Annotated in this window: 13 protein-coding genes and 1 pseudogene; 8 read left to right on the top strand and 6 right to left on the bottom strand. The window is 37.2% G+C overall.

Features of this window, described 5'->3' with window-relative positions; genetic code table 11:
• Positions 1–152: 152 nt before the first annotated feature.
• A pseudogene (locus tag ABMY41_RS20230) lies at positions 153–482 on the top strand (integrase core domain-containing protein); the annotation flags it as partial.
• Positions 483–775: 293 nt separating this feature from the next.
• Here ABMY41_RS20230 and ABMY41_RS20225 read toward each other — a convergent pair.
• Both ABMY41_RS20225 and ABMY41_RS20220 read right to left on the bottom strand, forming a co-directional pair.
• On the bottom strand, positions 776–991 hold the full coding sequence (locus ABMY41_RS20225) for a hypothetical protein (RefSeq protein ID WP_318532827.1): 216 nt from the start codon (positions 989–991) through the stop codon (positions 776–778).
• A 919-nt stretch (positions 992–1,910) separates the two neighbouring features.
• The gene (locus ABMY41_RS20220) at positions 1,911–2,774 is read right to left on the bottom strand and encodes a DNA replication terminus site-binding protein (RefSeq protein WP_235378299.1); all 864 of its coding nucleotides are present in this window, start codon (positions 2,772–2,774) and stop codon (positions 1,911–1,913) included.
• A 550-nt stretch (positions 2,775–3,324) separates the two neighbouring features.
• Between ABMY41_RS20220 and ABMY41_RS20215 the strand changes: the two genes are divergently transcribed.
• Entirely contained in the window at positions 3,325–3,858 is a 534-nt protein-coding gene (locus tag ABMY41_RS20215; protein ID WP_235374277.1) for an abortive infection family protein, read from the top strand.
• A gap of 149 nt (positions 3,859–4,007) precedes the next feature.
• Here the strand turns inward: ABMY41_RS20215 and ABMY41_RS20210 are convergent, their stop codons facing one another.
• The 3 genes from ABMY41_RS20210 to ABMY41_RS20200 form a co-directional block, all read right to left on the bottom strand.
• The gene (locus tag ABMY41_RS20210; protein ID WP_235378300.1) at positions 4,008–4,268 is read right to left on the bottom strand and encodes a hypothetical protein; all 261 of its coding nucleotides are present in this window, start codon (positions 4,266–4,268) and stop codon (positions 4,008–4,010) included.
• Positions 4,269–4,292: 24 nt separating this feature from the next.
• Entirely contained in the window at positions 4,293–4,607 is a 315-nt protein-coding gene (locus ABMY41_RS20205) for a hypothetical protein (protein WP_235374274.1), read from the bottom strand.
• A gap of 416 nt (positions 4,608–5,023) precedes the next feature.
• Positions 5,024–5,647 (bottom strand): recombinase family protein, encoded by a 624-nt coding sequence (locus tag ABMY41_RS20200; RefSeq protein ID WP_008467336.1) that lies wholly within the window; start codon positions 5,645–5,647, stop codon positions 5,024–5,026.
• Between the two features lie 269 nt (positions 5,648–5,916).
• Here ABMY41_RS20200 and merR point away from each other — a divergent pair, with 269 nt between their 5' ends.
• The 6 genes from merR to ABMY41_RS20170 all read left to right on the top strand — a co-directional run bounded on the left by merR (position 5,917) and on the right by ABMY41_RS20170 (position 9,668).
• Positions 5,917–6,369 (top strand): Hg(II)-responsive transcriptional regulator, encoded by a 453-nt coding sequence (gene merR, locus ABMY41_RS20195; protein ID WP_008110844.1) that lies wholly within the window; start codon positions 5,917–5,919, stop codon positions 6,367–6,369.
• A gap of 190 nt (positions 6,370–6,559) precedes the next feature.
• A complete protein-coding gene (locus tag ABMY41_RS20190; protein WP_016899520.1) occupies positions 6,560–6,907 on the top strand; it encodes a mercuric transporter MerT family protein in 348 nt (115 codons plus the stop codon).
• Between the two features lie 46 nt (positions 6,908–6,953).
• Complete coding sequence (gene merP, locus ABMY41_RS20185) at positions 6,954–7,238, top strand: mercury resistance system periplasmic binding protein MerP (RefSeq protein WP_008110847.1); 285 nt, start codon at positions 6,954–6,956, stop codon at positions 7,236–7,238.
• Entirely contained in the window at positions 7,238–7,657 is a 420-nt protein-coding gene (gene merC, locus ABMY41_RS20180; protein WP_008467331.1) for an organomercurial transporter MerC, read from the top strand. Before merP ends, merC begins: the two co-directional genes overlap by 1 nt.
• A gap of 20 nt (positions 7,658–7,677) precedes the next feature.
• On the top strand, positions 7,678–9,117 hold the full coding sequence (merA, locus tag ABMY41_RS20175) for a mercury(II) reductase (RefSeq protein ID WP_008467329.1): 1,440 nt from the start codon (positions 7,678–7,680) through the stop codon (positions 9,115–9,117).
• A 113-nt stretch (positions 9,118–9,230) separates the two neighbouring features.
• Positions 9,231–9,668 (top strand): MerR family transcriptional regulator, encoded by a 438-nt coding sequence (locus ABMY41_RS20170; protein WP_008110853.1) that lies wholly within the window; start codon positions 9,231–9,233, stop codon positions 9,666–9,668.
• 249 nt (positions 9,669–9,917) lie between these two features.
• Here ABMY41_RS20170 and ABMY41_RS20165 read toward each other — a convergent pair.
• On the bottom strand, positions 9,918–12,617 hold a 2,700-nt coding region (locus tag ABMY41_RS20165; protein ID WP_349276060.1), incomplete at its 5' end, for a Tn3 family transposase.

The raw sequence follows: 12,617 nt of genomic DNA, 5'->3' as shown, positions 1-12,617 counted from the left end.
CCGTATTAAATGTACGATATTTACCTAATTTGCCACACTTATAAGTAGTAACCCACCTCCGCAGCCATTTATTGGTGTGGTCTACAGAGGATTAAGTCTTTTTAGAGGGGAAAATCCCTAGAACCCCTATTTGGCATCGTGGCAACCCCGAAGGGTTAATTCACCACAGCGACAGAGGCAGCCAATATTTGTCTATACGATACACTGAGCGACTTGCTGAAGCTGGAATTCAAGCGTCTGTAGGCAGTGTGGGTGACTCTTATGACAATGCATTGGCTGAAACAATAAATGGATTATTTAAAACAGAGATTATTCGCAGAAATGGCCCGTGGAAGAATGTTGATGCTGTTGAATACGCAACGTTAGAGTGGGTCAATTGGTTTAATAATCAACGCTTATTATCTTCAATTGGGTATATTTCACCAGCTCAATATGAAACAGACTACTATGATAATTTAAACGAGTCAGGTAAAGTGGCCTGACTTAAACAAACTGGTCTCCGATGAACTCGGGGCGATTCATACCTTTTAAACTTTTGGTAAATAAAAGTGTTTGCGTTTTCTGCATATGGCTTTCTCAAGACAAAGGTTTCATTAGCCCAGTACTACTATAAAACAGTATAACTTTGATGAAGTTAGCTGAAAGATAGTCTAGAATCTCTCAAAGAGCAAATAATGTGCAATCTCCAATGATTCTCATTGACTTAAATTTTAATGCTATTTTTGAGGCTTATACCTCCATCATAGATATCTCGGTAATATTTCTGGAAACGTCTTCACAATACTGTACTTTGCTCTTGTGTCGTACCCGCAATATAAACACTCTCGACTATAAGCCCTGACTCTTGACGGCTACCTGACAGCAATAAGTTGAACTTTGACTGAATCTCCTCAGTTGCATCGTGTGTTTGGCTCTCTAATGTTCTTACTTCATAAGCAACAGTCCCCCTATTCGCCGGCTTTGCAGCTTCTATCGCAGCATTCAGTTCCAGTAAATTGGTTTATAAGGCAATTCCTTGAATGACAGATAAAATATCAATAAAACTTCGCTTTTTGCTCTAACTTATTCATTGTTATTTTTACTTGTTCTGAGCTATGCGCAACTTTGCCAATTGTGGCTGCGGTGTTCTTTATCACTATGTTGCCTTGTCATCATCAACAGCATATTTATGATTAACCTTGTCAGTAAAGCTCGTGGTATAATACAAATCCTTGTAAAATTTATCTGGGGCTTTCTTTTGCCAATAAAGTCTCTATAGATAACAAGCGGTAGGTATCCGGAACTATTTGGCCCATAACTGAAATTATCTTTCCCACTATATAGTATTTGCTATTGACGGGCCTCCACTACCAGGGAGTAGCTCCCAGCCATTGCTTTTTGAGTATTTTCTGGTGAAACCAACCAGGAGTATAGCGAGTCAAATCAGATTTATTGTCTTAATTTAGGTTTTATAAAGCGGAACCCAAGTGCTCTCAATTCATAACGTATGGAATCTAAGGAGTCGTCATATTTTAAAGCATTTTAATTATTACTCCATTTTTGATAAGTGCTTGTCAAATAACGCTCAAAGCCGCGGTGTGTATAGCGTGTCCAGCAAGCGGGGCAATACAGTTTAAGCCCGAATTTCATAGACGGCCTGTGTCACCTTCATATATATGTAAATTTAATCTCATATACAGGGTGGGGAAGCTCTCAAATAGCCATGGATTCTGTTTCCGCGAATTTCAAAGGCAGGCTGAGTAGTTCACTTTGTTGCCTATAATTAAGTAGTTGGTTTGAGTTGTCCGCATATAATCGCAATTTTCATTCCATCGTATAATTCAGAAACGAGATTCTCCTTTTCGTACGATAATTTTATAGTGCGAACGTCATGCATCATTCTGCCGATGTCATTATACTAACCTCAAAATCTATTCATTCACTACATACAGTCTTTTGATTAAATAATTGTAATGTTCAGCTTCACTTGTTGTCCTGATACAACTCTTTAATGGTGAGATCTTACAAGGCTCATCACCGAATACAATGATAGGTACATGGCCATAAAACATAACCGTGTTAGTGTCATCAGTGAAAGAAACGTTCAGCTTAGGTGTTATTGGTAAAGGTCTTTTCACCTTGATAAATTCGCCAGGTTTTGATTTCACTAATTCAATTTCTTTTTCAACCCATGGCGCCCATTCAGATCTAGTTTTACCTGAAGGTGGGTTATCTTTACTGCCGGCTAAATACTTAAGAAACTCTTCTTTGTTAATAGTTCTCATACTATTTTTGTTACACCAAGTAAAACCAACTCGTTTAACTGGGCCATCAGCAGCTTTGATCAGCCTGTATATTTGTAAGGTAATAGCGTTAGGGCAAATTGACTGTATTAGCTCTCGCTTTTGACCTTGATTGAGTTTGCTGCTGTTGATGAGCTCTTTTATTATCACTTTTTGTAAATTACATGCATCCACCAGCTGTGAAGCTGATTGATAATGAATTGGCGCCAATTGGATAAAGCCAGGTAGTCTAAAAGGGTATTTAGGTGAGTGGTTATAATCTGGCGTAAACCGGGCAAAAGAACCTGTGGCCATACTTAATGCAGTAAAGCCGGTATGCTTTTCAGGGATTACTAATTCCCAGCCACTAGTATCGGACATATCACCAGCTGAAGCTGGTAACTTATAGCATTCAGCATGAACCACCTCACATTCATGAAGGAATTGGTTAAGTGCTTCAGTCGCACTAACTAATTGGTTAAATGCAAACGCAACATCATTATACAAAGACATAGGCAATTCAATTAAGCGGTTAATTTCTATACCATCATACCATTTATTGTATATAAAGCATACACCTCAGCATCTGCGTTTTTGTCCTTTGTTTAATTTAATTTTTCTTTTATTTATTTTTATCTTCTTGAAGTAGGGCGCAATTCAATCAGGGTTGTTCAATGGCACTATGGGCGGGTGAGTATTGATTTAAGATATTAGTATGATGGTATAGCTTTAATGTTGTTAGTTAAGGTAGCCTTAATTCTTAGAAACAAGATATCCAGATGAAAATAACAGTGGATCTTTTATACCCTGCTAAATGCTTGATAAACTGTTAGCATTTGTAATGCTCATATCAAAAAATTCCTGCTCCAGTTATTGCTGTTTTATCAGATAATCTGCATGAGATAGAGTCACACGTTGGATTAGATAACCTATTTACGTATGCTGACGCACCAGGTGAACCGCCTGTAGGGTCTAAACAAGTAAAAATACAAGCTTGGTTACGACGAATTAATGAAGAATCTGATTTCCACTTAAAATTCTAGGGAAAATCATTGAAGAATACATGGAGTTATCTGATGAATTAGCTCAAGATAGCTATCAATGGGGGGACGGTAGTTCAGCTCCCAGCAAATCATTATTGGAGGTAATTAAAGGTCATGATATCCCTTCAATAGAAGCTGAGTTTAACCGCGCATTAAATAATGTAAATTCAGCCCCACGAGACGCTGTTTCCGCTGCATGTAATATATTAGAGTCAATCTTTAAGGTATACATTGAAGATAAAAAATTACCGTTCCCCCAAAAGCAAGATCTCCAAGGTGTCTGGAAAGTAGTAAGAGATGATTTAGGTTTTGACACTAAACTAGTTCAAGATGATGATCTAAAGAGGATTATATCTGGGATGTTGTCAATTGTGGGAGGCATTGGTGCATTTAGAACGCATGCTAGCTCAGCGCATAGGGAAGGACGCAAGGTTTATAATTTGAAACCACGCCACGCTAGGCTTGCTATTCACTCTGCGCATACTTTAGCATTATTTGTCCTCGAAACTTGGGATGAAAAAAGTCAAAAAAGCCTAAGAGTGTTTAAGCTTTGAATTAGCCGTTTAATGCTTGTGTCCTAAATGGCCAAGATTTGAGCCGCTGGAGTAGAAAATGTATTTGGCATGGGAAGATCTATTTCTTACTTTGTTTTTAGGCCGATTTCGAAAGGGGCGAGAAGCCCATAAATGAGTAAATCGAATTCTTAATCGCTACACTGGGGCAAGGGCAGCTTGATACTATTAAATTTGGGTAGGGTGTTATTAGAAATCGTTAAAGAAAGAGTTTTATCTGAGCCAATAATTTTTATAAAGCCAGACTCTTTATCTAATGTTTTTAGGCCTGTAAAAAATACCTCAGCAAACCAAAGAGCTTTGTCTTTATCCAATGTAAATCTTTTAGCTACATCTCCTCCAGCACCTCCAGCGCCACTATAACCAATTTCTACAACGTAATATTCTTTCATGTTTAACCTCTTATTTTAAATTAATTACTTTTTTACTATTGAACCACAAAGTTGGCCATCACGCTCAGAGTAAGAAAATTTAAAATTTTGAAACTCAGTAGATACCACTTTTATATTCTCAAGTTCAGATGAGTAAGTGTCATTCAATAGTTTTTCCTCTCCACTTATAGTGTTTAAGGCCGCATACGTAGTAAGAAGATCCACTTTTATTTGCTTTTTGATTGCAGCTCTATCATATGATAATGGATAACATGCAGTATTATCCCCAGGGATAATTGCTGCAGCTTCGCTAGATAAGCACGCTAAGATTATTGATATTAGTGCTGTACTATTTTTCATTGTAAGTCTTCCACATCGAGCATTTAAATCTAAGCTATCACACTCTTAAAATCGCGCTATTTTCCAGAACTAAACAATTTAACAGGCCCAAAACGCAATGTTCCTTGCTTTGAGTTCAATAGAGGCAATATCAAAGTAATGATTAAGGGAGTGTAAAACTCAAGTGGCAAAGTCATGCCGTATCGAAAATATGAATTCAAGCTGCAACTTCCAATGGATAATGAAATACAAAGTGAAATGTAAAATAACCCGCGTATTGGGCTTTGCTTTTTTTTAATGAGTAACATTTGAACCTCCAATTAACATCACTCAATGATAAATTTCAATGGAACATATTAAGTTTGTTTTTAATTAAAATTTCGATTTTTTTAGACCAAACATATTGGGGTTTTGCGCCCATCCCCTCGAAATTAACCTTAGTCTAAATTTTTAAGCTTTTTTCTAACTCTAATTACCGTACTTCGACTAACTCCAACTGCTTCAGCCGTTTTATTAATACTAAATCCAGCTTCAGTAAACGAGGCAATCCTATCATGAGCCTCTAAATCAGGCTGACGACCGTGATAAAGTCCCTTTTGCTGTGCTTTTACAATACCTTCTTTTTGCTTACGTTCACGTTCTCGATATTCTTTATATGCACTGGCCGCTAATATTTCTAACAGCATATTATTAATAGCACTAAGTATTGATCTCATAAAATCATCACTTGGAAAACTGCCAAATGTTAAATGACTGGTTGGTAGATCTAAACTAACAACACTAATTCCTTTTTCATTTATTGAGGCTACAAGAGTTTTCCAATCATCAGGGCTTAGCCTTGTTAAACGATCGATTGATTCAACTAACAAAACATCACCGGACTCTGATTCATCCAATAAACGAATTAGCTCTGGTCTATCTAAAGAATTACCAGATTTATTTTCTATATAAAAAGAAGCAATTCGTTTGCTGAAGCCAGAAACGAATTTTTTTAATGAGCTTTTTGCTCTATTTGCATCTTGCTCAGAAGTTGATGCTCGTAAATATGCTCTTATGAACATTTTTGCCTAATTAGGTCTATTTAGATGGTGTCATATCATATAGGTTTATTTAAGTGGTGTCATTACGTAATTGCCTGTGATATATTAACAGTATCTTTAGGGTGTACTCATGTAGAACTGCATGTAATAACACTAATTTGGACTTTGATAATGAAAAAGGATAAACCATACATTGTTGTGGTTTAATATTGTTGTAACAACGGTAACTTTACTTATTTAATAGAAGAAAAAACAAAATCAATTAGCGATGTTTAAACTGGTATTCATTGATGGTCACTTTAATTAGATATAAAGTAAGTAAACAAAAAGTCAGTAAGGTAATTGATAACGTGTCTAAACGAACCATAAGTATGTTGGCTAAAGAACTGAGTGTAAATGTCGAAACAATTCGCTTTTATGAACGCAAAGGCTTAATTAAACAACCACCAAAGCCTATGCAGGGCTATAGACATTACCCGAAAGAAACGGTAAATAGAATACATTTTATCAAGCGTTCTCAAGAATTAGGTTTTACGCTAAATGAGATTGAAGGGTTACTTGCGTTAAACGATAGTCCATGTAGTAAAGTACAAGAATTAGCTAATAAAAAGCTGATCGCAGTACAAAAAAAGATGGCTGACTTGTTGTTGTTAGAACACGCTTTGGAAGAACATTTAGGACAATGCCAAAATAATGATGACGATAGCCACTGCCCAATAATTGATTCGTTGCAACCGAAGTAAATGATTCACTTAACTACCATTTCCCACTAAAACAGCATATCCAATTTTACTTCTGCGCCTTAATTCAAGTTAGCTTATTCCCCGTATCTGTCGTAGCAGATTATCAAAGATAAATTTTTTATAAATCACCCTTGACTCCGTACTTAGGTACATGCAATACACTTGCATTATCACTTAATGAGGTATCTATATGAATCAAAAAGAATCAAACCTTCCAATGATAGGAGGCATCATAGCAGCATTAGGCGCAGGCGTATGCTGTGTAGGTCCTTTGCTCCTGTTATTACTTGGGGTAAGTGGCTCATGGATTGGTAATTTAACTGCATTTGAACCCTATAGGCCATTATTTATCGCATTTGTAGTGTTGTTGTTTGGTTACTCAGGTTGGAAAATTTACCGTCCTGTAGAAGAGTGTGAGCCGGGAACGGCCTGTGCAATTCCTAAGAAACAGCAACAACGAAAAGTCATTTTCTGGCTGAGCGCTATAGTTGCGACAATTTTAGTGACCAGTAATTATTGGATACTTTTGTTTGCTTAATATACAGATCAAGAAATTTATAACATTTTAAAATTTGGAGCTAATTATGAAAAAATTATTATTAACCGCACTGCTTTCACTTTCTAGTTTTGGTGCTTTTGCTGAAGTAAAAACAGTTACACTGGAAGTGCCAACGATGAACTGTGCGACATGTCCAATCACAGTTAAAAAGTCATTAGAAAATGTTGATGGCGTTGAAAATGCGAAAGTTACCTACAAGCCTAAGCTAGCTGTTGTTTCTTTTGATGACACTAAAACCAACATCAATGCATTAATTGCAGCGACTACCAACGCTGGCTACCCTTCAAATTTAAAAAGTGAAAATAAGTAATGTTTAGCCCCTTAGAACTAGTTACGCGTATCGGAGATAAAGCAGGCTCTATAGGTGCACTTGTTTCGGCAATGGGATGCGCCATGTGTTTTCCCGCGATAGCTAGTCTTGGTGCGGCAATTGGGATGGGATTTCTTAGTCAGTGGGAAGGGGTATTTATCAATACGTTGTTACCACTGTTTGCAGTATTAGCGCTGGCAATGAATATCTTAGGCTGGTTTAGCCATCGTCAATGGCACCGTAGTTTTATCGGTTCAATTGGCCCCATTTTGGTTTTACTCTCTTTATACCCTTGGTTCCAGTACGGGTGGAGTTCATACGTTACTTATACGGGGCTAGGACTAATGGTTGCTGTATCAATTTGGGACATGGTTTCTCCTGCGAATAAACGCTGTGATGATGAAACTTGTACCGCTTAACTTTTTAAGAGGAATAAAATATGTCAACGAATAGTTGTTGCTCGTCAAATGACATCCAGCCAGAACAATTACATGTAGCCATTATTGGTAGTGGTTCAGGGGCCTTTGCCAGTGCGATTAAAGCAGCAGAAGGCGGAGCAAGAGTTACTATCATTGAAGGAGCCGATGTAATCGGAGGTTGCTGTGTAAATGTCGGCTGTGTTCCTTCAAAAATATTGATCCGTGCTGCGCAATTAGCGCATCAGCAACGTACTAACCCGTTTGATGGTTTAGAAAATATTCAGCCACAACTTAGCCGCTCCTTATTAGCACATCAGCAAAACGCTCGCGTCGAAGAACTACGCGATGCTAAATATCAACGTATTTTAGAGAGTAATCCCGCGCTATCTTTACTTAAAGGTTATGCACGTTTTAAAAATCAAAATACCTTGCTAGTTCACAAGTCTGATGGTAGTGAAGAAGAGCTGGTTGCAGATCGCATTTTAATTGCAACAGGCTCTACACCAAGCATTCCGCCAATTAAGGGTTTAGTTGATACACCTTATTGGACATCAACAGAAGCCTTATTTGCAGAAGAGTTACCGAGTAGTCTAGTTGTCATCGGCTCCTCCGTTGTTGCTCTGGAAATTGCGCAAGCTTATGCCCGTTTAGGTAGCCGTGTGACAATTCTAGCCAGACATACCCTTTTATATGCTGAAGATCCGTTATTAGGTGAAAAACTGGCAGAGTGCTTTGAAAAAGAAGGTATTAGGGTACTTAATAATACGCAAGCAAGTCATGTTTCTTATGATAGCAATGGTTTTTCATTGGAAACTAACGAAGGAACATTAATCGCTGAAAAATTGCTTATCTCTACGGGTCGCCATGCAAATACTGGAAAGCTTGGTTTAGAAAATGTTGGTGTTGAAACAGATAAAAGTGGTGCCATTGTTGTTAATAGTATGATGGAAACATCAACAGCTAACATTTATGCCGCTGGAGATTGCTCCAATATGCCACAATTTGTTTATGTTGCTGCTGCTGCCGGAAGTAGGGCTGGAATTAATATGACAGGTGGAAATGCGCAACTCGACTTATCTACCATGCCTGCTGTTATATTCACCGACCCACAAGTTGCTACGGTAGGTCTAACCGAAGTACAAGCTTCAGCGGTAGGAATAAATACGATAAGTCGTGTACTTGATATGGAAAACGTACCAAGAGCTTTAGCAAATTTTGAAACGGATGGTTTTATCAAGTTGGTAGCTGAAGAATCCACGGGAAAACTGATAGGCGCACAAATTTTAGCCCATGAAGGCGGAGAACTGATTCAAAGTGCGGCTCTTGCTATTCATAATAAAATGACAGTCGAAGAATTGGCAGGTCAACTATTTCCGTATTTGACGATGGTTGAAGGATTGAAGTTATGCGCTCAAACCTTTAGCAAAGACGTTAAAGAGCTATCTTGCTGCGCAGGGTAATCATTTAACGGTAATGTACTTACAGAAATGTTAATGGAGTGCCAATTGATTGAATGTAATCAAGATATCTTAAGGCATTCCATTAACAACACAAATTGGAAGCATGCTAAATCATGATTAAATCTAAGGTTGAAAACATTCCTGTTGGTGAAGTCAGTTTTTTGACAGAGATACCTGACATCAATAAGTTCATTAGTAGTGATGATGATGCGTTGGATTTTCCTTTGAGTATTTCTCAACTGGCACTAGCTGCACAAACATCTGTCCATACGGTAAGAAATTATGTTCTTGAGAACTTAGTACACTGCGAAGAAAAAACTAAGTCAGGCCATTCACTTTACGGCTTATGTGCATTAAAGAGATTAAAGTTCATTCGAGCAGCAAGGGCGGCAGGTCTTCTTGTAGTTGATATCAAGCCATTACTAATGGCAATAGATGCAGGAGAAAGAAAAGTTCCTGAAGACATCCAAAAGCTGCTACTTACTAAAATCGAGCATAGAAAAGTATTTTTAAATCTAGTAACAAACCAAATTGAAGAGTTTTGCAATTAGAACAATTATAGAACAGTTCATGGCTCGACTAAAAACTTGTTAGCTTATCTGTTTTCTATCAATGTTAGCTTGTATATATCAAGCATATAGAATATCAACACCTCCAATTTTTAATGGCACTTTGATGCGCAGTACCTTTTGAATTAGAAATACAAACAGATGGCATTCTTTAACTTATTGATTCTACATCACTAAGTAAACCAGCTAAGTCGATTTCTTTGCGGTCTTTATTAAAGGCATATTCCCCATTTAGATTAATGTGTTGCCAAGCAACAGGTGAAAGCCGAGAAATAACATCAACCACATCTTGCCTACCGTTCCTCTCTTGGATTTGTAAAAATGCCGATAGTAACGCGGAATTATAATAAATAATGCAATTTGAAATGAGTCGAGCACAATCGTTCCATTGTGATACTTGGTAATCATTCCCCCACGAAATTTATTGCCATTAACTGAAGTAATAGCACGTTTTAACTGATGGTATGCTTCACCTCTGTTCAAGGCTTGCTGGACGTAATGACGCAACGTTGAATTATCAACATACTCCAAAACATAAATAGATTTAATTAAACGGTCGTACTCATGCAATGCTGACAATCTTCGGCTCTTGCCGTTACTCAACTTTCTAATGATTGTGCTTTGAGTGGTGGTTTTACGACTCAATGAACAAACAATATGCTGAATATTGTCCCATTCTTCAGCAATTAGCTTATGATTAATATCTTTCTTTAATTGAATACGGCCTCCGTTCTCTTCAGTCACTTCAAATAGCTCAAAAAACACCTTTTTCATTTTCGCGTATCGAGGGGCGAATGTGTAACCAAAGAAATCTAATATAGCAAAGTTAACATTATTGGTACCATGCGTATCGGTCGATAAGGTATTAGGCTGTATATCTGAAGAGTTGTTATAGAGTAAGTCAAAAGCAAAGTGACCTTCATATTCGTTAGCGCCAATGACTTGCGTACTCACCGGAACATGATTAGAAACCAATGTTAATGCTGAAACACCTTTACCTTTGGAGAAGTACTTAGACGAATACCGAGCCTTAAACGTATTTATGCGACACTCAAATTTTTGACCATCAATGCTTGAAAACAACTGATTATCGTCCACATGGTAATAGGCAAATATTGGCAACGTGGCTATAGCATTAGAAACCTGATCATTAGACGTTTTGAGTGTTTCATATCTGACATAACTATCATCTACACTGCGTAATTTACCCATTGAACGGTCAGAGATATTCGCCATTTTATATAGGCCGTAATTGGTGCCGTTTGCCAATATACAGGCGATCAGATCTTCTTTATTTACTGGTGATTTTTCTTTAGTTGCTGATATGTGTGTAAATGAATTTAAGTAACCTGTCTTTTGATCAACAAACAACATGAGTTCAACGATACCCATGTGTTGAATTTGATTGTAGAGCGGGTTTTCAATTGTTTGTTGCCAACGGCTGTTAGGAATTGACCACTTGAGTTCGGCTTTGCCAGGAATAAACTCAACATACTTATTATCACCACTAAAGATATGCTCGCTTGCTTCCTTCAGCTTAACTTCTAATTGTTGGCTCTTATCTGCGAGTGTTTGGTTAATCGGTGTTGCCAGCTTATCAAGGCCAGTGTTTTCAATGATTGTCTCTTTTTGCTGCCATTCTTTAGGTTGTATAAGATCTGACGTTAAACTACGGTTATTAACGCTTTCTTTCACCGTTAAGCTATTACTGTGAAATAATTGTTCGGCTTTACGATAAAGGAAATACTCAAATCGATTAGCAATTAATTTGGTATTTTCTCCCTCTAAATACTCTCGGTCATGTTTAGGTACCACATCGATGTTAATGGTTTGGATAGCCTTTAATTCACTAAGTTCAGAATGTGCCATAACATACTGCTCATGGAGTTCATCCTTTAAATGAATGAACTCAATATCGATAGACATAAATAATGAGCGGATAAGTTTTTTAATTTTACTGGATTGTTTATCAATAAATTGCCATTCGTACTGACGGCCATCAAAGTCGTTATTATCTAAGTGATCACTTAACAGTTTAATACTGTCAGCAGGGATCAATTCAAAGGCTTTTTTACGTACATCACCAAAGCTTAAATCATCGTCCATATCGGTATCGATGAAGTACTTTAATAAACTACCAGCGGATTTTAATTTGGTTCTTACAATGGTTACATCTTCAACAATACGCTGCTTTGCATAGCCTTTAGCTGATTCGGTTAACTTCCTTACCAAGTAAATAAATGCAGCAACAAGATTGTCGTTAGTCTCTCGGTACCTGAAGAACAAGTAACAAACGAGATATAAAATAGTTTGACTATCTGCGTGTCTTCTAAGCTTATAAACGGACTTGTGCTTTACCAGTGAAGCATAGTATTCAAGATTTTTAGGTGATAGCTCCAGTTCAGCAATCAGTGACTTAATTTCTGGATAAAGCGAGCGTATAATTTTATGCGTCTTCAGCTCTTGGGTGATTTGGCTCGTTGAAAAGTCCTTAGCCATTTTCTTTAACTTGGCTAAGTCAGTAAAGGTATTATTTGACTCAAGTAATTTAAGTAATGTTTTTCTGGTACCTGAAGACAAACTATCAAGCAGCACCATTTCAATTCGGTTACGCTCATTTGATAATACCGTAGAAATAGTGTCTTGCAGCGTTGTATAACCAGCTAGCGCTATTCTGTTTTGACCAAAATAAGCAATACATTCATCAAAAACATACCTTGGTTCAAGGTTGATTTTTACAACATCGTTAAGCCTTTTTAATAGCGGCTCTTTATCTAACTTGCTTTGGTATGCTGTAAACCCTTTATATTTTAATAACTTATTAATCAGCTTAGTTTTTGTTGTTGGTGATAAATCCTCAAGAGACATATCTTTATCGCTGAAATACTTGGATCTTACATAATCTAAATCATTACTGACTTGAGTAAATGA

It is taken from the genome of Pseudoalteromonas sp. BZA4, from assembly GCF_040104395.1.
Lineage (GTDB): Bacteria > Pseudomonadota > Gammaproteobacteria > Enterobacterales > Alteromonadaceae > Pseudoalteromonas.
This window is presented reverse-complemented; position numbering and strand designations above follow the sequence as displayed.